This is a genomic window from Streptomyces himastatinicus ATCC 53653 (assembly GCF_000158915.1).
Classification (GTDB): Bacteria; Actinomycetota; Actinomycetes; order Streptomycetales; family Streptomycetaceae; genus Streptomyces; species Streptomyces himastatinicus.
This window is the reverse complement of sequence record NZ_GG657754.1, coordinates 1,065,708-1,083,840: the sequence shown is the minus strand read 5'-3', so window position 1 is coordinate 1,083,840 and position 18,133 is coordinate 1,065,708. Positions and strand designations below refer to the sequence as shown.

Sequence of the window (18,133 nt, the reverse complement as noted above, 5' to 3'; positions counted from 1 at the left end):
CCCCCGGGCTCCGCGCTACGCCGTTCGGGCGACGTCACGAGGGCCAGGGGTGCAGATCAACGCGGCGAGACGGACGGCAGCGTCACCCGCTCGGCGCGCCGCTCCCCGTCCAGCACGCGCAGCGCACGGTCCAGCGTCGCGGTGTGCAGTGCGCTCTCGCCCCGGTCGTGCATCAGCGCCAGCGCGTCCCGCAGCGCGACGGCCTTCCCGACCAGCGCCTGGGCGGCGCGCAGCCCGCTGTAGGTGTCATGGCCGCGGGCCGGATTGATCCGGCCGAGCAGATCGACCGCCTCCAGATACGCGTCCACGAGGTCTCCCTCGGCGCGGGTCAGCGCGGGCAGCGGGGGAAGTTCCGGAAGCATCGCGCGATCACCGTCCCCCGGGCAGCGAACCCGGATGCTTACGGCTCTGGGTGACCCCGTCCACCAGCCCGTACGCCACCGCGGCCTCGGCGTCGAAGATCCTGTCGCGGTCGATGTCCGCGCGGATCCGCTCGGCGCTCTGTCCGGTGTGCCGCACCAGCATCTCCTCCAGCAGCGCCTGGGTCCGCAGCAGCTCACCGGCCTGGATCTCCAGGTCCGAGGTGGTCCCCTCGATGGGCTCGCTCAGCGCCGCCTGGTGGATCAGCACCCGCGCACCGGGCAGCGCCAGCCGCTTGCCCGGCGCCCCCGCGGCGAGCAGCACGGCGGCGGCGGACGCGGCCTGGCCCAGGCAGATGGTCTCGATGTCGCAGGTGACGAAGCGCATCGTGTCGTAGATCGCCGTCATCGCGCCGAACGAGCCGCCCGGGGAGTTGATGTAGAGCGAGACGTCCTGGTCGGGCCCGGCGTGTTCGAGGTGGATGAGCTGCGCGATCACATCGTTGGCCGCCGTGTCGTCGACGGGCGTGCCGAGGAAGACGATGCGCTCGGAGAGCAGCTTGGAGTAGGGGTCCATGGTGCGCACGCCGCTGCTGGTGCGCTCCGTGAACTCGGGCAGGACATAGCGCGCGGCAGGTCGTTCCATCGCGGTCACCTCTCGTGGGTCTCTCGGGGACTCGGCTCCGTAAAAAATGTACAGGATGTACGTCCCGTACGATGGGGAGCATGGCGTACGAGATTCCGGTGACGCAAGCCCGGGCGGAGCTGGCGGAGCTGATCAACCGCGTGGTCTACGGCGGTGAGCGGGTGGTCCTCACCCGGCACGGAAAGCCGCTGGTCGCCCTGGTGTCCTCGGATGACCTGCAACGACTCGACGCGGTCGAGGCGGAGGCGGAGGAGCAGGTGATCAGTACGGTGTCGGCGATGCGCTCGTCCTCGTCCGCTCCCGGCGAACGGCGGCGCTTCGGTATCGCGGCAGAACACCGCGGCCCGGACGCCGGGGATCGGCGTCCGGGCCGCGAATGATGACGGCTGGAGAAGTGGCGGCTAGGAGCTGAGCTCCCAGACCGCGTGGGCGATCGCGTCGGTGTTGCGGTCGAGCGCGGTGTCGTCGACGTTGGACGTCTTGTCGCACGCGGAGTGGTAGCACGGGTCGAACGGCTCGCCCGCCTTGCCGCCCCACTGGTCCGCCTGGGCCTGGGACTTGGTGGACTCGGCGCCGGTGAACAGCCCGCCGACCCGCACCCCGGCGTCCTTGAACGGGGCGTGGTCCGAGCGGCCGTCGCCCTCGGTCTCCTTCTCGGTCGCGATGTCCTTGGCCGCGTACCAGTCCTTGAAGACCTTCTCCAGCTCCGGGTCGTCGTCGTAGACGAAGTACCCGGGGTTGGGGGAGCCGAGCATGTCGAAGTTCAGATACGAGTCGATCTTCGACTTCTCGTCGGACTTCAGGCTGTCCACATAGTGGGTGGAGCCGATCATGCCGTCCTCCTCATCGCCCCACCAGGCGAACCGCAGATGCTTGGTGGGCTTGAGGTCGGCCTTGGCCACGGCGAGCGCGACCTCCAGGATCGCGGCGGAGCCCGAGCCGTTGTCGTTGATGCCGGGTCCGGCCTCGACCGAGTCGAGATGCGATCCGGCCATGAGCACCTTGTCGGCGCTGCCGCCCGGCCAGTCGGCGACCAGGTTGTAGCCCTTGGCGCCGCCCGAGGTGAACTCCTGGACGCCGGTTTTGAATCCGGCCGCGTCCAGCTTGCCCTTGATGTAGTCCAGGGACGCCCGGTAGCCGGGCTGCCCGTGGGCACGGTTGCCGCCGTGTCCGTCGGCGATCGTCTGGAGCTGGTCCAGATCGGCCTTGACCGCCTTCACGTCGATGTCCGGTGCGGCGGCGCGGGGGGTGATGGTGGCCTGGGCCGCGGAGGCCCCGCTCAGCAGGGCGGCGGCGAGGGCGGCGCAGGTTCCGGCCGCGAGCGTGCCGCGGCGAAATGGCGCTATGCGATGCACAGTTGGGCTCCGTAGTGATGTGGGGGGTTTGTGCGGAGCTGATAGATCATGATGCGGACATGAGGATCATCGTTTTTCCGTGTCACCGTCAAGGGCGATTCTTTGCCGACGCGTTAACCAGCCTGAAACGCCGCCCATCTAGCCTTCGATAGTCGTGCGTGAGGATGAGGTGGGACGACGTGCATTTGACGCCGCACGAGCAGGAACGCCTGCTCATTCATGTGGCAGCTGACGTGGCTGAAAAACGACGGACCCGGGGTGTGTTGCTCAACCATCCCGAGGCCATCGCGCTGATCACCGTGCACATCCTGGAGGGCGCCCGGGACGGCCGTACCGTCGCCGAGCTGATGGCCTCCGGCCGCAAGGTGCTCACCCGCGACGAGGTCATGGAGGGCATCCCCGAGATGATCCACGACGTCCAGGTCGAGGCCACCTTCCCGGACGGCACCAAGCTCGTCACCGTCCACCAGCCGATCGTCTGACGGGAGGCGGCGTTCCATGATCCCCGGAGAGATCTTCCCCGCTGACGAGCCGGTACGGCTCAACGAGGGGCGGCCGGTCATCCGGCTCACCGTGCTCAACGCGGCCGACCGGCCGGTCCAGGTCGGCTCCCACTACCACTTCGCCGAGGCCAACCCCGGCCTGGAGTTCGACCGTGCCGCGGCCCGCGGCCACCGGCTCCACATCGCCGCCGGCACCGCCGTGCGCTTCGAACCTGGCCTCCCCGTCGAGGTGGAGCTGGTGCCGCTGGCGGGCGCGCGGGTCGTCCCCGGGCTGCGCGGCGAGACGGGAGGCGCGCTGTGACGGAGCTGAGCCGCGCCGCGTACGCGGACCTGTTCGGGCCGACCGCCGGTGATCGAATACGGCTCGCCGACACCGACCTCGTGGTCGAGATCGAGGAGGACCGCTGCGGCGGTCCCGGCCGCTCCGGCGACGAGGCGGTCTTCGGTGGCGGCAAGGTGATCCGCGAGTCCATGGGCCAGTCGCGCGTCACCCGCGCCGAGGGCGCCCCCGACACCGTGATCACCGGTGCCGTGGTGCTCGACCACTGGGGCGTGGTCAAGGCCGACGTCGGGCTGCGGGACGGCCGTATCACCGGGATCGGCAAGGCCGGGAACCCCGACACCATGGACGGTGTCCACCCCGACCTCGTCATCGGACCCGAGACCGAGGTCATCGCGGGCAACGGCAGGATCCTCACCGCGGGCGCCATCGACGCCCATGTCCACTTCATCTCCCCGACCCTTCTCGACCAGGCGCTGTCCTCGGGCATCACCACCCTGGTCGGCGGCGGCACCGGGCCCGCCGAGGGCACCAAGGCGACCACCATCACCCCCGGTCCCTGGCATCTGGCCCGGATGTTCGAGGCGCTGGAGGCGTACCCCGTCAACATCGGGCTGCTCGGCAAGGGCAACACCGTCTCGCGCGAGGGCATGTGGTCCCAACTGCGCGGCGGGGCCCTCGGATTCAAGATCCACGAGGACTGGGGAGCGACCCCTGCCGCGATCGACGCCTGCCTCGGTGTGTGCGAGGAGAGCGGCGCACAGCTCGCCATCCACACCGACACCCTCAACGAGGCCGGGTTCGTCGCCGACACCCTCGCCGCGATCGCCGGACGCTCGATCCACGCGTACCACACCGAAGGCGCGGGCGGCGGCCACGCGCCCGACATCATCACCGTGGTCTCCCAGCCGAACGTGCTGCCCAGCTCGACCAATCCGACCCGGCCGCACACCGTCAACACCGTCGAGGAACACCTCGACATGCTGATGGTCTGCCACCACCTCAACCCGGCCGTCCCCGAGGACCTCGCCTTCGCCGAGTCCCGCATCCGGCCCGGCACCATCGCCGCCGAGGACATCCTGCACGACCTCGGCGCCATCTCGATCATCTCCTCCGACTCCCAGGCCATGGGCCGGATCGGCGAGGTCGTCCTGCGCACCTGGCAGACCGCGCACGTGATGAAGCGGCGCCGGGGCGCCCTGCCGGGGGACGGGCGCGCGGACAACCGGCGGGCGCGTCGCTATGTCGCCAAATACACCATCAACCCGGCGGTGGCGCAGGGCCTCGACGGCGAGATCGGCTCCGTGGAGCCCGGAAAGCTCGCCGACCTGGTGCTGTGGGAACCCGCCTTCTTCGGCGTCAAGCCGCACCTGGTACTCAAGGGCGGGCAGATCGCGTACGCGCAGATGGGCGACGCCAACGCGTCCATCCCCACGCCGCAGCCGGTGCTGCCCCGGCCCATGTTCGGCGCGATGGGACGCGCCCCGGCCGCCAACTCCTTCAACTTCGTCACCCAGTCCGCGCTGGACGACGGTCTGGCCGACCGGCTCGGCCTCGGGAAGCGGTTCGTGCCGATCCGGGGGACGCGCGGGGTGACCAAGGCGGATATGCGGGAGAACGACGCCATGCCGCGGGTGGAGGTCGACCCGGACACCTTCACGGTGACCATCGACGGCGACCCCGTCGACCCGGCCCCGGCGGCCGAACTCCCCATGGCCCAGCGGTACTTCCTCTTCTGACATGGACGATACCGTTGTGGGCAATCGTTCCTCCCCCAGCTACCGCTGGGAGGTGCCCCCTGGGCGGAACGGGTGGGCGCAACCCACCCACGGACCGGCACCCGCCAACGCTCCCGCAAGCGCCCCAGCCGTAGGCGCCGTCGCACCGGGCACCGCCGCGCTGCTCATCCTCGCCGATGGGCGGTTCCCCGCCGGGGGGCACGCCCATTCCGGCGGGGCCGAGGCCGCCGTCAAGGCCGGGCGGATCCATGACGCGGTCACCCTGGAGGCGTTCTGCCGCGGGCGGTTGCACACCGCCGGGCTCACCGCGGCCGCGCTCGCCGCCGCGGCCGCCGCCGGGGTGGATCCGCTCGTGCTCGACGAGGCAGCCGACGCCCGGACCCCCGTCCCCGCGCTGCGTACCACCGCACGGCGGCTCGGCCGGCAGTTGATGCGCGCCGCCCGCGCCACCTGGCCCTCGCCCGAGCTGGACGCCCTCGCCGCCGCCCGGCCGCGCGGCGCCCACCAGCCCGTCGTACAGGGGCTGGCCGCGCGCGCCGCCGGGCTCGACCCGCGGGCCGCCGCGTACGCCGCCGCGTACGAGTCGGCCGGGGGACCGGCGTCCGCCGCCGTACGGCTGCTCAGCCTCGACCCGTTCGACGCCACCACCGTCCTCGCCCGCCTCGCCCCCGAGATGGACCGGATCGCCGCCCGCGCCGCCGAGGCGGGGCACCGGGCCCTGGACGAGGGCCCCGGCGCGCTGCCCGCCGCCGCGGCGCCGCTGCTCGACATCGCCGCCGAGCAGCACGCCGCCTGGCCCGTACGCCTCTTCGCCTCGTAACCGCCCGCCCCATCACCCGCCCCCGGAGCCGCCATGCACCTCGATCACCCCGAGACCTACCCGCAGCGCCACACCCACGGCGCCGACCCGCGCCGCCCCGACGGCACCCGCCGGGCGCTGCGCATCGGGCTCGGCGGGCCGGTCGGCTCCGGCAAGACCGCGACCGTCGCCGCGCTGTGCCGGGCGCTGCGCGACGAGCTGTCGATCGCCGTGGTCACCAACGACATCTACACCCGCGAGGACGCCGAGTTCCTGCTGCGCAACGCGGTGCTGCCCGCGGAGCGCATCAGCGCCGTGGAGACCGGCGCCTGCCCGCACACCGCGATCCGCGACGACATCTCCGCCAACCTCGAAGCGGTCGAGGACCTGGAGGAGGGCGTCGGCCCGCTCGACCTGATCCTCGTCGAGTCCGGCGGCGACAACCTCACCGCGACCTTCTCCAAGGGCCTGGTCGACGCTCAGGTGTTCGTCATCGACGTCGCGGGCGGCGACGACATCCCGCGCAAGGGCGGGCCGGGCGTGACGACGGCCGACCTCCTCGTCGTCAACAAGACCGACCTCGCCCCGTACGTCGGTTCCGATCTGGAGCGCATGGCGCGCGACGCCAAGGAGCAGCGCGGCGATCTGCCGGTCGCCTTCACCTCCCTGGTCGCGCCGGAGGGCGTCCGCCCGATCGCCGACTGGGTACGCGAGCGGCTGGCCGCCTGGACGGCGGCCCCGGCGTGACCCACACAGGCGGTACCGCCGTACGCGCCACCGCCCGCCTCGTCGCCGAAGCGGACGGCCGCGGCGGCACCGCGCTGCCCGTGCTGGCCGGGGACGGGCCGCTGGCCCTGCGGCGGACCCGGGCGACCGGCGACGGCGAGGCGTGCGTCACCGTGGTCGGCGCGATGAGCGCCCCGCTCGGCGGCGACCACATCGCGCTGACCGCGGACGTCGGCCCCGGCGCCCGGCTCCGCGTCGGTTCGGCGGCCGCCACGCTCGCGCTGCCCGGCCGCTCCGCGGAGCCCGCCCACTACGCGATCCGGCTGACCGTCGCCGACGGCGCCACCCTGCACTGGCTGCCCGAACCGCTGATCTCCGCCCACGGCAGCGATCTGCGCATGACCACCACCGTCGAACTCGCCCCCACCGCCCGCCTGGTGCTGCGCGAGGAACAGATCCTCGGCCGCTTCGGCGAGCCCCCGGGCGCGCTGACCAGCCGTCTGACCGTGCACCGCGCCGGGCGCCCGCTGCTGGACCAGGAGCTGTCGTACGGCCCCGGCGCGCCCGGCTGGGACGGCGGCGCGGTGCTCGGCGGGCACCGGGCGGCCGGTCAACTCCTGGTGGTGGACCCGGCGTACGACAGCGATCCGGTCCAGCCCCGCCTGCTCTCCGACACGGCCGTCATCACCCCGCTCACCGGCCCCGCCGCCCTGGTCAGCGCCGTGGCCACAGACGGTCTGCGGCTGCGCCGGATGCTGGACGAGGGGCTCAACTCTCGGCCGAGGCCGGGGCGATGTCGCGTACGAACACCGGCTTGAGGCGCTTCTCCGGCAGCGCCTCGGGGAGTTGCTCCCAGTCCAGGACATGGGAGACGACGCGCTCGGGCGCCACCCTTCCGGAGCCCGCGAGTTCGAGGGCGTCGGGCAGGTGGCTGCGGACGTTGTCCCGGGCGACGCGCAGGGTGACACCGGTGAGGTACATGTCGAGCAGCGGCAGTTCGCCGGGCCGGAAGTGGTTGCCCGCGCTCTCGCAGATGCCCTCGGGGGCGAGCGAGGTGAGCGCCAGGGTGAGCTGATCGATGCGGCCGGTCGCCTCGACGGCGATGTCGAAGCCGTGCCGGACGGGCTCGATCGCCTCGGCGGTACGGGCGCCGAAGCTCGTCGCCAGCTTCCGGTGCTCGGCGTCGGGGTCGACGTACAGGACGTCGGAGGCGCCGAGCGCGCGGGCGATGTCGCACACGTACAGACCGATGCTGCCCCGGGCGACGACCAGCACCCGCGCCCCCGGACGGGCCGCCAGATGCGGGGCGACCAGGCGCCGCGCGAGGGACCAGTTGTCGCTGGCCGAGGCCATGGCGATGGGGTCGAGCCCCGGCGGCAGCGGGACCAGCATGGCGTCCGCGTACGGCACCCGGACCAGATCGGAGAAGAGCCCGCCCCAACTGCCGCCGATCGGCGCCCCGTACATCGCCATGTGCGGCACGGAGGTGCAGTGGGCGGTCAGCCCGGCGCGGCAGTGGTCGCAGCCGCCGCAGTTGATGGACCAGGGCACGACGACCAGATCGCCGGGGGCGGCGCCGGTCACCGCGTCACCGACGTCGATGACGCGGGCCACGCATTCGTGGCCGAGGGCGAACGGCGGGTCCACGAAGCCATGCCCGGCGAGGATCGCGGAGTCCACATCGCAGGGGGTGGCGGCCACCGGCGCGACGATCGCGTCCCGGCCGGACTCCAGCCGGGGGTCGGGCGCCTCGCGCCATTCGACGGTGTGCCGTGCGACGTACGTCAGTTCACGCATCGGCCTGCTCCTGCTTGCTTTGGCTCGCGAGGGCGACCAGGTCGGCGTACCGGATGACGGATCCACCGGCGCCCCACGTGCCGTCCGGCTGCTCGTGGATCAGCACCCACACCCGCAGCGCCTCGTCGGGGGAGAGCCCGGCGGCCTTCAGCACGGCCCGGGTGGCGTCCTCGACCAGACCGGCCTTGCGGCGCTCGGACAGGGCGCCCTGGGGCACGGTGACGTCCACGAGGAAGCGCGGTGCGTCGTCCTCCGCGGTGGTCTGGGCCCCCTCGGGCAGTTCGATCAGATGGCTCCACGCCTGGGCGCGGAAGAAGGCCGTGTCGGGCGCGCCCTCCCAGCGCAGCAGCAGGGCGGCCAGATCGCGCTGAATGCCCGCGCGGCCCTCCTCGGTCAGGGCGCCGGTCGGGGCGGTCAGCCGGATCATCGGCATGGCAGTTCCTCAGCTCTCGTACGGCGGACGCGACGACGGCGTCGCGTTATGACAGTCGTTATAACGCGAGGTCACGCTAGACTATGACGAGCGTTATAGCCAGAGCGGGAGTGAACATGACCAAGGGCGGCCCCCAGGCCCGGCAGCGGATCGTGGCCGGCGCGGCCGACATGATCAGCCGGCGCGGACTGAACGCCACGAGCATCCGCGAGATGGCCAAGCACGCCGAGGCGCCGCTCGGCTCCACGTACCACTACTTCCCCGAGGGCAAGCAGCAGTTGGCCACCGAGGCCGTCCGGTACGCGGGCGAGACCATCGCCCGCATGCTCCGCAAGGAGCTGGAGGCGGGCCCGGTCGCGGGCCTCCGGGCGTTCCTCGGACTGTGGCGCACGATCGTCATCGACACCGAATTCCGGGCGGGCTGCCCGGTCCTGGCCGTCTCCATCGAGGAACCCCCGCCCGGCGAGATCCCGCCCGCCCTGGCGGCTGCCGCGGCCGTCTTCGACGACTGGGAGAAGCTGCTCGCCAACTCCCTGCGGGAACACGGCGCCGCGCCCGGGCAGGCGGAGCAGCTCGCGACGCTGACCGTCGCGGCCGTCGAGGGAACCGTCGCCATGTGCCGCGCCAAGCGCAGCATCGAGCCGCTGGACCGCACCGCCGAGCAACTCCAGGCCCTCATCGCCGGTGCGATCAAAGGCTGAGCGGGCCTGTGAAGGTGACGTGTTGATAAAGAAACGGCGGTTTGCCCTGTACTCAACAGTAAGCGAGGCGCGAGGATCCTCCTGACACTCTGTGATCATCGCCGCACGGCGGCGCAACAAAGCAGGGGGATTACTACGTGAGACGCACAGCAGTACTCGGCGTGGCCGGCGGCGTGATGACCGGTGCGCTGATAACCGGTGCGCTGGCCGCCCCCACGGCGGGGGCATCGGAGCCCACGCGGACGCCGGGGGGCGCCGCGGAGGCCCGCGGGGCGGCGATCGCCGCGGCCCGGGCCGCGAAGGCGGGCATCGACTGGACGGACTGTCCGGCCGACTGGAACCTCGCCAAGCCCATCCAGTGCGGCTATGTGACCGTACCGCTCGACTACGCCAAGCCGAACGGCCGCACCATCAAGATCGCGGTGGACCGCATCGGCAACACCGGGACCGCCTCCGAGCGGCAGGGTTCGCTGATCTACAACCCGGGCGGACCGGGCGGCTCCGGGCTCAAGTTCCCGACCCGGGTCACCAACAAGAACCCGCTGTGGACGAAGACCTCGAAGGCGTACGACTTCGTGGGTTTCGACCCGCGCGGGGTGGGCCACTCGGCCGCCATCTCCTGTGTCGACCCGCAGGAGTCCGCCAAGGCGCCCAAGATGGACCCGGTGCCCGACAGCGAGGCGGACAAGCGGGCGCAGCGCAAGCTCGCCGCGGAGTACGCCGACGGGTGCAAGGAGCGCAGCGGCTGGATGCTGCCGCATATGACGACGCCCAACACCGCCCGCGACATCGACGTCCTCCGGGCCGCGCTCGGCGACAAGAAGCTCAACTACCTGGGCGTGTCCTACGGGACGTACATCGGCGGGGTCTACGCGACGCTCTTCCCGGACCATGTGCGCCGCCTGATCGTGGACTCCGTGGTCAACCCCTCGCGGGAGAAGATCTGGTACCAGGCCAACCTGGACCAGGACGTCGCGTTCGAAATGCGCTGGGACGACTGGAAGGCGTGGGTGGCCAAGAACGACGCGGCCTACCACATCGGCGACACCCCGGGAGCGGTCCAGGCGCAGTGGGAGAAGCTGCGCGCGACCGCCAAGAAGAAGCCGATCGGCGGGGTCGTCGGCCCGGCCGAGCTGCTCGGTTTCTTCCAGAGCGCCCCGTACTACGACTCGTCGTGGACCACGGTCGCCGAGGTGTGGCGCGACTACCTGGCCGGTGACGAGAAGGCGCTCGTCGAGGCCGCGGGCCCGGACCTGTCCGACACCGCGGGCAACATCGCCTCGGAGAACGGCAACGCGGTGTACACCGCCGTGGAGTGCGCCGACGCCAAGTGGCCGACCAGCTGGCGGAAGTGGGACCGGGACAACACCCGGCTGCACCGCGACTACCCGTTCCTGACCTGGTCCAACGCCTGGATGAACCTGCCGTGCGCCACCTGGCCGTCGAAGCAGCGGACCCCGCTTGAGGTCGGTGCGGGCAAGGGGCTGCCGAAGACGCTCATCGTGCAGAGCACCCGTGACGCCGCCACCCCGTACGAGGGCGCCGTCGAGCTGCACAAGCGCCTCAAGGGCTCGCGTCTGATCACCGAGAAGGACGCGGGTTCGCACGGTGTCACCGGGCTGGTCAACGCCTGCATCAACGACCGGGTGGACGCCTACCTGCTCAAGGGCACGGTGGACGCCAAGGACGTGACGTGCGCTCCGCACGCCACGCCGAAGCCCGCGAAGACCGGCGGGGCCGCGAAGGCCGCCGGGGCCGTCAAGTAACGGTCGGCCGAGCCCGCTTCCGTACGAGTCGGCGCCTACGGAAGCGGGCCCGGCGCCACACCGTCCCGGACTACCGGGGGAACGCCGCCGCGAAGGCCGCCCTCGTGGGGGAGTCCGCGCGGCGGTCCAGCACCGCGAACACCACGCGGTCGAAACGGTCCGCGAACCGCGCCCCCGCGCCCGCCAGATGGGCGTGGAACGCCCCGGCGACCACCGCCGGATCATTGCGGAACACCCCGCAGCCCCAGGCCCCCAGTACTAACTGCCGGTACCCGCCCACGGCCGCGACCTCCAGCACCCGCCCGGCGCGTGCGGTGAGCCGCCCCGCCACCTCGGCCACCCGGTCCGGGGCCCGCCGGGCGATCACTCCGGCGTTCGGCGCGGCCGAGGTGAGGAAGCCGACCTCGTACGCCTCCGCCAGCAGCCCGCCCCGGTCGTCGCGGAAGACCGGGACACCGGGGGAGTGGATGACCCGGTCGCTGTAGAACGGGCTCGGATCGGCGCGGTGCGCCGCGTAGAACTCCGGCACCGTCCGCAGGCACGTGTACAGCGCCGAGGTCCGGCACAGCGCCTCCTCCTGTGCCTGCGCGCCGTTCAGATAGCCGCCTCCGGGATTGCGCGCGGAGGCGAAGTTGAGCACGGCGACCGGCTCCCCGGGCCGCTCGGCCGTCAGCCGGCGCGCGGCTTCCATGCTGCTCTCCGCGGTCACCTCGTACGCCGTGGCGCGTTCCTCCGCGTACGCCGTGGCGCCATCCTCCGCCCCGGATTCCGGCGGCTTCACCGGCTCCGGCCCGTACAGCGCGGTCCCCGCCGTTGCGCGGGCGATCCGCTCGGCGAGCCGCACCGGGCGACCCCCGGGCGCCGTATAGCCGCCCGCCGCGACGATCTCCTCGGTTCCCTTGGCGATGCCCCGCAGCCGCGCACTCATGTTCGTTCCTCTGTCATGGTCCGTCGAGGCTACGAAACTCGATCACCGTCGCGCGACCGAATAAACCGACCGACTGTACAACTCCCCGCAGACCCCGGCGAGTCGCCGCATGATGTCCGTAATGAAGGTAATTGCACCGCATGTTGGCGGTGTGGGGTTTCGAATCCACCAGGGCTGTGAGCGAATGCGATCGCTTTCTTACGCTCATTTAATTCACCCGCCGAATTCGTTACCAAGAAAAAATCATCGTCATTTCGGGATGTGTCCAAACCGCTATGCTCCAGGGCTCATAGCGAGTTCTTCGCACGTATTTTCTCCCGCTGCTTTTAAGGAAGCCGATGGTTTTCGCCGGCGCGTCATCTGGAGGCCGACGGCCCGCCTCCGCGCTCGTATGGCTCATTCCTCCCGCCGCGATGGCGGCCTGTGCGGCGTTCGCCGTGACCGTGGTGTCCGCCGGGGCGCGGGCGACGGTCGCCTGGTGCGGCGCGGCGGCGACGCTGGCGGTGGCCCTGGCGGCGGCCGAGTCGGCCCGCCGCGGACGTCGGATCGGCAGGCTGCGCGCACGGGTCGCCGACCAGGACGCCGCGTACCGGCAGCGCCTGGTCGACCAGGAGGTGGAGACCCGGCGGCTGGCCCAGGAGGTGCTGCCCGCGGCCGTGGAGCGGCTCCAGCGCGGCGCCGAGGTCGACGCCGTGATGAAGACCATCGAGCCCTCGCCCGTCCTCGACCCGGACTTCGAGTCCGCGCACCGCGCCGTCCTGCGGACGGTGCTGGAGACCGTGCGGGCCGAGGAGGACCTGCGGGACGCGGCGGGGCGGGCGTTCGTCAACGTCGCCCGCCGGGTGCAGGCCATCACCCATCAACAGGCCATGGACATGCGGGACATGGAGGACAAGCACGGGGCCGCCCCCGAGGTCTACAGCGATCTGCTCCACCTCGACCACGGCAACGCGCTGATCGGACGGCTCGCCGACAGCATCTCGGTGCTGGGCGGCTCCCGCCCGGGCCGTCAGTGGCGCAACCCGGTTCCGCTGTACAACGTGCTGCGCGGCGCCATGTCGCGCATCCTCGAATACCGGCGGGTGGATCTGCACTCGGTGGCCGACGTCGGCATCGTCGGCCCGTCGGTGGAGCCGCTGATCCACGCCCTGGCCGAGCTGCTCGACAACGCCACCCGCTACTCCCCGCCCAGGACGCGGGTGCATCTGACGGCGGTCGAGGTCCAGTCCGGGGTGGCGGTCGAGATCGAGGACGCCGGGGTGGGGCTGTCGGAGGAGAGCCGCAGGCGCACCGAGTACGTGCTGGAGCAGGCGGGCACCGGCTTCGACCTCGACGACCTCGGCGAGACGCCCCGGCTGGGCCTGGCCGTGGTCGGCCGCCTCGCCGTGAAGTACCGGTTCCAGGTGTCGCTGCGGCCCTCCGCGTACGGCGGCGTCCGCGCGGTGCTCGTCGTCCCGCAGGACGTCATCTGTCCCACCCCGGCCCCCGGCGGCGCCATCGCCCGGGCCCAGAAGCTGCCGCCGCCCAAGCCCATCAAGCGCGCCGCGCCCTATCCGCCGCTGCCCGACAACGCCAACGCCAACGCCACCGGCCCGGTCGCCTACGACCACAACGGGATCCGCCACAACACCGCAGGACTGCCCCAGCGCCGCCGCCGGATGCCGACCGTGACCCCGCCCATCCGGATCCAGGCCGACCCGGAGCCCGCCCCGGCGGGCCCCCCGGCACCGGCCGAGCCGCCCGTCCAGCCGGGGATGTGGCTGGCCGCGTTCACCAAGGCCGTCTCCGGTGAGGCGGATCCGGTGGACACCTCCGGCCACCCGCACGGCGCGGAGCCATCGGATATGCCGCACGCCTGGGACAACGCCGTGGACAACGCTTCGGATGAGGGTGAGTAGCAAGTGACGCAAGCGCGGTTCAACATGGACTGGATGCTCCGGGACCTCGCCAAGAGCGTTCCGCAGACCCGCCACGTGGTCCTGCTGTCCTCGGACGGCCTGTGCATGGCCCAGGTCGGTACGGACGAGGAGACCGCCGACCGCCTGGCCGCCGCCTGTGCGGGGCTCCAGAGCCTGTCGACGGCGATCGCCGTCGAATTCCCCACCGGCGACGGGCGGATGCGGCTGGTGGTCATCGAGGTCGACGGCGGCTTCTTCTATCTGATGGCGGCCGGTACCAGCTCCTACCTCGCGGTGCTCGCCGAGGACGGCGTGGACGCCGGACTGATGGGCCAGTGCATGAGAGACCTGGTCGCCCGGCTCGGCGAACACCTCAGCAGCCCGCCACGGGCCAGCGGACGCATGCCATGAGCCGGACCGGAAAGGGCACCGACGAGGGCGGCCCCGAACGGCTCTACCTCGTCGACGGCGGCCCCGGCCGGTCCCAGCGGGCGGACACCATCGAACTGGTCAGCCTGATCGTGGCCCGGGCCGAACCCGAGCCGGGCATGCTGCCCGAGGCCGCCGCCGTGCTGCGGATGTGCCACTTCCCGCTCTCCGTGGCCGAGATCTCCGCGTATCTGACGCTGCCCGTCAGCACCGTGACCGTGCTCCTCGCGGATCTGCTCGCCCACCGCCAGGTGGAGGCGCGGGCACCGGTCCCGGCCGCGGTACTGCCCGACACCGAACTCCTCCAGGCGGTGATGCATGGACTACAGAACCTCTGAGACGCTCGTCGGCCCCCGCAGCGAGGACGCCCTCCCGGCCTCCGCCGCCGCGGCCGTCAAGATCGTGATCGTCGGCGGATTCGGGGTCGGCAAGACCACGATGGTCGGCTCGGTGAGCGAGATCCGCCCGCTGACCACCGAGGAGACGATGACCCAGGCCGGGGTCGGCGTCGACGACATCGCCGGGGTGGAGCGCAAGACCGAGACCACCGTGGCCATGGACTTCGGCCGCATCAGCCTCAACGAACAGCTGGTGCTCTACCTGTTCGGCACCCCCGGCCAGGAGCGCTTCTGGTTCCTGTGGAACGGCCTCTTCGAGGGCGCGCTCGGGGCCGTGGTCCTCATCGACACCCGCCGGCTGGAGGTCAGCTTCGACGTCCTGGGCCGGCTGGAGGAGCGGGGCGTCCCCTTCGTCGTCGCCATCAACGCCTTCCCCGGGGCGCCCGTCCACCCCGTCGACGAGCTGCGCGCGGCCCTGGACCTGCCCGACGCCGTCCCCATCATCGACTGCGACGCCCGCGACCGCGGATCCAGCCGCGACACGCTCCTCACCCTCGTGAGCTATCTGCAACACCTCACCACCGTGACCCCGGAGACACCGTGACCCCTCCCCCCGACCAGTGCCCCGCCCACGCCCGGAGCCCCCTCGCCGGTGTGGTGGACCTCTTCGGATCCGAGAACGAGAAGGACCCGATGGGCCTGTACGAGCGGCTGCGCAGCGAACACGGACCGGTGGCCCCGGTGCGGCTCGGCGACGACGTACCGGCCTGGCTGCTGCTGGGCTACCGCGAGAACCTGGAGGTCGCCCGCACCCCCTCCCGCTTCTCCCGCGACTCCCGGTACTGGAGCGCCTGGGGGGAGGGCCGGATCCCGGACGACTCGCCGCTGCTCCCCGTGGTCGGCTGGCAGCCCATGTGCACCTTCGCCGACGGCGACGAGCACGAGCGGCTGCGCGCCGCGCTCACCGACAGCATGAATAGGGTCGACCGCCGCGGCATCCGCCGCCACATCACCCGCTTCACCCACCAGCTGGTCAACGACTTCTGCGCCGACGGCCAGGCCGAACTGGTCACCGGCTTCGCCCAGCGGCTGCCCATGCTCGTCCTCACCCAGCTGCTCGGCATGCCCGACGAGTACGGCCCACGGCTGGTCGAGGCCACCCGCGACCTGATGAAGGGCTCCGAGACGGCCCTGCGCAGCGACCAGTACGTCACCGACACCCTGCGCCAGCTCGTCGAGCGCAAACGCACCCAGCCCGGCAGCGACCTCGCGTCCTGGCTGCTGAGCCATCCCTCCGAGCTGACCGAGGAGGAGGTCGTCCAGCATCTGCGGCTCGTGCTCCTCACCGGCAACGAGACCACCACCAACCTCATGGCCAACACGCTGCGCATGGTCCTCACCGACCCGCGCTTCCGCGCCTCCCTGGCCGGAGGTCATATGACCCTGCCGGACGCCATCGAGCACGTGCTGTGGAACGAACCGCCCCTCACCGTGATCCCCGGCCGCTGGGCCACCGGCGACACCGAACTGGGCGGACGGCAGATCAAGGCCGGGGACATGCTGCTCCTCGGCCTCGCCGCCGGGAACGTCGACCCCGCCATCCGCCCCGACCTCGGCGCACCCATGTACGGCAACCGCTCGCATCTGTCGTTCAGCGGCGGCCCGCACGAATGCCCCGGCCAGGACATCGGCCGCGCCATCGCGGACACCGCCATCGACACCCTGCTGCTGCGCCTGCCCGATCTGCGGCTGGACGTGCCGGAGACCGAGCTGAACTGGATCGCGTCCTGGATCTCCCGCCATCTGGTCGCGCTGCCGGTCGCGTTCATGCCGCGCAGGGCCGAGACCGATCCGGTGGACACCTCCGGCATGCTGCTCGCGCCCAAGCCGCGCCCCACGCGCTGGGTGCCCGCGGACGAGGACGAGGCCTTATCCGCGGGCGAAGACGCCACCGACGGCACCGCGGCGCCGCGCGCCCGCGTCCCGTGGTGGACGTCCCTGTGGCGCTGGCTGCGCGGCACCGCGGCGTGAGGCCGCACCCGCTCAGCGGGTGAGCAGCGTCCCCACCGTCAGCAGCGCGAGCACCACCCAGGCGAACCACAGCCAGCCATTGCTCCCCAGCGCCACGGTGTAGGCCGTCACCGCTACCAGGCCACCCACCGCGCACGCCGTCATCCCCTTGGCAGATCCGGTCATCCCCGACCTCCTCACGGCGGTTCCGGCACCCCGGCCGGAACACCGGCCCCACGGCCGAGCCTCCATGGTCCCTCGGTCGTGGGGTCTTCGGCTAGGACGAGGAAACCGGCCGCCGTTCTTCCGGTCACGACTCCACGAGGACCGTACCGATGTGGTGGCCGTCCAGCAGTTCGCCCAGGGCACGCGGCGCCCGTTCGATCCCCCGCAGCCGGGTGTGCGGAAAGGTGAGGACACCGGCGCGCAGGCCCCGGCTGAACTGCTCCTCCCAGCGCGGCACCGCGTCGCGGTGGTCGGCGGTGGTGAGCCCGCGGAGGGTGATGCCCCCGGAGAACAGCGCCAGGGTGTCGACCGGCACCTCGGCCGTCGTGCCGCCGCGGGCCTGGGCGGACAGCGCGCCGATGACGACGCATCGCGCGCCTCGGCGGGCCAGTGCCAGGGCGGCCCGGAGCTGCTCGCCGCCGACCGTGTCGACGAGCACGTCGATACCCTCAGGGGCCGCCGCGCGCAGCTGCTCCTCGATCGGTGCCTCGCCCCTGACGACGGTCGCGTCGAAACCCAGAGTCCCCACGAGGTAGTCGGCCTTGCGCCGCGACCCCGTCGACCCGATGACCCGTCCCGCTCCCCGCAGGCGGGCGAACTGTCCGGCGATGGAGCCCGCCCCTCCCGCCGCGCCGGTGACGAACACCGTGTCGCCCGGTTGTACTGCGGCGGCGCGTACCACCGCCAGCCAGCCCGCGAATCCCTGCGAGAGACAGGCGGCCGGGTCGGGCCACAGGGCCGGGTCGACGCGCCGTGCGTCGTCCGCCTCGATCACCGCGTATTCCCGCCAGCCGAGCTGGTGCCTGACGAGATCGCCGGGGCCCAGGCGGGTGCCCGGGGCGGTGACCACCTCGCCGAGCGCCGGGGCCCACAGCGCCCGGCCCGGTGCGTACGGGGACATCGGGAGGACGCCGGCGGCGTCCTCCATGAGCGTGCGGGTCACCGCGCCGACCCGCGTCAGCCGATTGCGTACGAGGACCTGGCCGTGGCGGGGCACCGGGACCGGAACCTCGGCGACCTCGAACCGATCGGGGCGCGGTCCGCCCCCGGGACGCGCGGTCAGGCGCACCTCGCGGTGGGTGGACGGGACGGGTACGGGTGCGGCCATGGGGTGGTCCTCATCCTCGGACGTTGGCGGTGTGACGCGGTCGGGGCGCGGGGTGTTACACGGTCAAGCCCGGGTCCGCCACGCTCAGCGCGG

General features: G+C 72.2%; 22 protein-coding genes. 14 read left to right on the top strand and 8 right to left on the bottom strand.

Annotated elements, in window-relative coordinates; all coding sequences use genetic code 11:
* Positions 1-56: 56 nt before the first annotated feature.
* Complete coding sequence (locus tag SSOG_RS04015) at positions 57-362, bottom strand: hypothetical protein (RefSeq protein WP_009712927.1); 306 nt, start codon at positions 360-362, stop codon at positions 57-59.
* A 7-nt stretch (positions 363-369) separates the two neighbouring features.
* Positions 370-1,005, bottom strand: coding sequence for an ATP-dependent Clp protease proteolytic subunit (locus SSOG_RS04010; RefSeq protein WP_009712926.1), 636 nt, complete (start codon positions 1,003-1,005; stop codon positions 370-372).
* A gap of 80 nt (positions 1,006-1,085) precedes the next feature.
* On the opposite strand from SSOG_RS04010, the gene SSOG_RS04005 reads away from it, so the two are divergent.
* On the top strand, positions 1,086-1,385 hold the full coding sequence (locus SSOG_RS04005) for a type II toxin-antitoxin system Phd/YefM family antitoxin (RefSeq protein WP_009712925.1): 300 nt from the start codon (positions 1,086-1,088) through the stop codon (positions 1,383-1,385).
* Positions 1,386-1,406: 21 nt separating this feature from the next.
* Here the strand turns inward: SSOG_RS04005 and SSOG_RS04000 are convergent, their stop codons facing one another.
* Entirely contained in the window at positions 1,407-2,360 is a 954-nt protein-coding gene (locus SSOG_RS04000; RefSeq protein ID WP_009712924.1) for a M28 family metallopeptidase, read from the bottom strand.
* 179 nt (positions 2,361-2,539) lie between these two features.
* Between SSOG_RS04000 and SSOG_RS03995 the strand changes: the two genes are divergently transcribed.
* From SSOG_RS03995 to SSOG_RS03970, 6 genes are read left to right on the top strand one after another with little or no spacing between them, the layout of a single operon-like run.
* Positions 2,540-2,842: an urease subunit gamma gene (locus SSOG_RS03995; RefSeq protein ID WP_039936507.1), complete on the top strand. Its 303-nt coding sequence runs from the start codon at positions 2,540-2,542 to the stop codon at positions 2,840-2,842.
* Positions 2,843-2,858: 16 nt separating this feature from the next.
* Entirely contained in the window at positions 2,859-3,164 is a 306-nt protein-coding gene (locus SSOG_RS03990) for an urease subunit beta (RefSeq protein ID WP_009712922.1), read from the top strand.
* A complete protein-coding gene (locus SSOG_RS03985) occupies positions 3,161-4,882 on the top strand; it encodes an urease subunit alpha (RefSeq protein WP_009712921.1) in 1,722 nt (573 codons plus the stop codon). The genes SSOG_RS03990 and SSOG_RS03985 overlap by 4 nt, the downstream gene beginning before the upstream one ends.
* Before the next feature lies 1 nt (position 4,883).
* Positions 4,884-5,702, top strand: a complete 819-nt coding sequence (locus SSOG_RS03980) for an urease accessory protein UreF (protein ID WP_009712920.1) — start codon at positions 4,884-4,886, stop codon at positions 5,700-5,702.
* A 33-nt stretch (positions 5,703-5,735) separates the two neighbouring features.
* Positions 5,736-6,428 (top strand): urease accessory protein UreG, encoded by a 693-nt coding sequence (gene ureG, locus SSOG_RS03975; RefSeq protein ID WP_009712919.1) that lies wholly within the window; start codon positions 5,736-5,738, stop codon positions 6,426-6,428.
* Positions 6,425-7,225, top strand: coding sequence for an urease accessory protein UreD (locus SSOG_RS03970; RefSeq protein WP_009712918.1), 801 nt, complete (start codon positions 6,425-6,427; stop codon positions 7,223-7,225). Before ureG ends, SSOG_RS03970 begins: the two co-directional genes overlap by 4 nt.
* Here the strand turns inward: SSOG_RS03970 and SSOG_RS03965 are convergent.
* Both SSOG_RS03965 and SSOG_RS03960 read right to left on the bottom strand, forming a co-directional pair.
* Entirely contained in the window at positions 7,176-8,204 is a 1,029-nt protein-coding gene (locus SSOG_RS03965; protein ID WP_039936506.1) for a zinc-dependent alcohol dehydrogenase, read from the bottom strand. The genes SSOG_RS03970 and SSOG_RS03965 overlap by 50 nt on opposite strands.
* Positions 8,197-8,637, bottom strand: coding sequence for a tautomerase family protein (locus tag SSOG_RS03960; protein WP_009712916.1), 441 nt, complete (start codon positions 8,635-8,637; stop codon positions 8,197-8,199). Before SSOG_RS03960 ends, SSOG_RS03965 begins: the two co-directional genes overlap by 8 nt.
* Positions 8,638-8,753: 116 nt before the next feature.
* Between SSOG_RS03960 and SSOG_RS03955 the strand changes: the two genes are divergently transcribed.
* Complete coding sequence (locus SSOG_RS03955; RefSeq protein ID WP_039936504.1) at positions 8,754-9,338, top strand: TetR/AcrR family transcriptional regulator; 585 nt, start codon at positions 8,754-8,756, stop codon at positions 9,336-9,338.
* A 176-nt stretch (positions 9,339-9,514) separates the two neighbouring features.
* Positions 9,515-11,104 (top strand): alpha/beta hydrolase, encoded by a 1,590-nt coding sequence (locus tag SSOG_RS03950; RefSeq protein WP_039940618.1) that lies wholly within the window; start codon positions 9,515-9,517, stop codon positions 11,102-11,104.
* A 70-nt stretch (positions 11,105-11,174) separates the two neighbouring features.
* Here the strand turns inward: SSOG_RS03950 and SSOG_RS03945 are convergent, their stop codons facing one another.
* Positions 11,175-12,032 carry a TIGR02452 family protein gene (locus SSOG_RS03945; protein WP_009712913.1) on the bottom strand — a complete coding sequence of 286 codons (858 nt, stop codon included), beginning with the start codon at positions 12,030-12,032 and terminating at the stop codon, positions 11,175-11,177.
* 338 nt (positions 12,033-12,370) lie between these two features.
* On the opposite strand from SSOG_RS03945, the gene SSOG_RS03940 reads away from it, so the two are divergent.
* The 5 genes from SSOG_RS03940 to SSOG_RS03920 are packed head-to-tail and all read left to right on the top strand — an operon-like array spanning position 12,371 to position 16,728.
* Complete coding sequence (locus SSOG_RS03940) at positions 12,371-13,930, top strand: ATP-binding protein (RefSeq protein WP_009712912.1); 1,560 nt, start codon at positions 12,371-12,373, stop codon at positions 13,928-13,930.
* 24 nt (positions 13,931-13,954) lie between these two features.
* Entirely contained in the window at positions 13,955-14,341 is a 387-nt protein-coding gene (locus SSOG_RS03935) for a roadblock/LC7 domain-containing protein (RefSeq protein WP_039936503.1), read from the top strand.
* A complete protein-coding gene (locus tag SSOG_RS03930; RefSeq protein ID WP_009712910.1) occupies positions 14,338-14,697 on the top strand; it encodes a DUF742 domain-containing protein in 360 nt (119 codons plus the stop codon). The genes SSOG_RS03935 and SSOG_RS03930 overlap by 4 nt, the downstream gene beginning before the upstream one ends.
* On the top strand, positions 14,678-15,301 hold the full coding sequence (locus SSOG_RS03925; RefSeq protein WP_009712909.1) for a GTP-binding protein: 624 nt from the start codon (positions 14,678-14,680) through the stop codon (positions 15,299-15,301). The genes SSOG_RS03930 and SSOG_RS03925 overlap by 20 nt, the downstream gene beginning before the upstream one ends.
* Entirely contained in the window at positions 15,298-16,728 is a 1,431-nt protein-coding gene (locus SSOG_RS03920) for a cytochrome P450 (RefSeq protein ID WP_009712908.1), read from the top strand. Before SSOG_RS03925 ends, SSOG_RS03920 begins: the two co-directional genes overlap by 4 nt.
* 12 nt (positions 16,729-16,740) lie before the next feature.
* Here SSOG_RS03920 and SSOG_RS53225 read toward each other — a convergent pair whose 3' ends face one another.
* The gene (locus SSOG_RS53225; protein WP_039936502.1) at positions 16,741-16,893 is read right to left on the bottom strand and encodes a hypothetical protein; all 153 of its coding nucleotides are present in this window, start codon (positions 16,891-16,893) and stop codon (positions 16,741-16,743) included.
* Between the two features lie 124 nt (positions 16,894-17,017).
* Entirely contained in the window at positions 17,018-18,040 is a 1,023-nt protein-coding gene (locus SSOG_RS03910) for an MDR family NADP-dependent oxidoreductase (protein ID WP_009712906.1), read from the bottom strand.
* Positions 18,041-18,133 lie beyond the last annotated feature (93 nt).

Excerpts from the sequence above, each read along its gene's own strand:
- SSOG_RS04015 (WP_009712927.1), bottom strand. The coding sequence starts at position 362 with ATGCTTCCGGAACTTCCCCCGCTGCCCGCGCTGACCCGCGCCGAGGGA.
- SSOG_RS04010 (WP_009712926.1), bottom strand. The coding sequence starts at position 1,005 with ATGGAACGACCTGCCGCGCGCTATGTCCTGCCCGAGTTCACGGAGCGC.
- SSOG_RS04005 (WP_009712925.1), top strand. The coding sequence starts at position 1,086 with ATGGCGTACGAGATTCCGGTGACGCAAGCCCGGGCGGAGCTGGCGGAG.
- SSOG_RS03990 (WP_009712922.1), top strand. The coding sequence starts at position 2,859 with ATGATCCCCGGAGAGATCTTCCCCGCTGACGAGCCGGTACGGCTCAAC.
- SSOG_RS03980 (WP_009712920.1), top strand. The coding sequence starts at position 4,884 with ATGGACGATACCGTTGTGGGCAATCGTTCCTCCCCCAGCTACCGCTGG.
- ureG (WP_009712919.1), top strand. The coding sequence starts at position 5,736 with ATGCACCTCGATCACCCCGAGACCTACCCGCAGCGCCACACCCACGGC.
- SSOG_RS03965 (WP_039936506.1), bottom strand. The coding sequence starts at position 8,204 with ATGCGTGAACTGACGTACGTCGCACGGCACACCGTCGAATGGCGCGAG.
- SSOG_RS03960 (WP_009712916.1), bottom strand. The coding sequence starts at position 8,637 with ATGCCGATGATCCGGCTGACCGCCCCGACCGGCGCCCTGACCGAGGAG.
- SSOG_RS03955 (WP_039936504.1), top strand. The coding sequence starts at position 8,754 with ATGACCAAGGGCGGCCCCCAGGCCCGGCAGCGGATCGTGGCCGGCGCG.
- SSOG_RS03950 (WP_039940618.1), top strand. The coding sequence starts at position 9,515 with ATGACCGGTGCGCTGATAACCGGTGCGCTGGCCGCCCCCACGGCGGGG.
- SSOG_RS03945 (WP_009712913.1), bottom strand. The coding sequence starts at position 12,032 with ATGAGTGCGCGGCTGCGGGGCATCGCCAAGGGAACCGAGGAGATCGTC.
- SSOG_RS03940 (WP_009712912.1), top strand. The coding sequence starts at position 12,371 with ATGGTTTTCGCCGGCGCGTCATCTGGAGGCCGACGGCCCGCCTCCGCG.
- SSOG_RS03935 (WP_039936503.1), top strand. The coding sequence starts at position 13,955 with ATGGACTGGATGCTCCGGGACCTCGCCAAGAGCGTTCCGCAGACCCGC.
- SSOG_RS03930 (WP_009712910.1), top strand. The coding sequence starts at position 14,338 with ATGAGCCGGACCGGAAAGGGCACCGACGAGGGCGGCCCCGAACGGCTC.
- SSOG_RS03925 (WP_009712909.1), top strand. The coding sequence starts at position 14,678 with ATGGACTACAGAACCTCTGAGACGCTCGTCGGCCCCCGCAGCGAGGAC.
- SSOG_RS53225 (WP_039936502.1), bottom strand. The coding sequence starts at position 16,893 with ATGACCGGATCTGCCAAGGGGATGACGGCGTGCGCGGTGGGTGGCCTG.
- SSOG_RS03910 (WP_009712906.1), bottom strand. The coding sequence starts at position 18,040 with ATGGCCGCACCCGTACCCGTCCCGTCCACCCACCGCGAGGTGCGCCTG.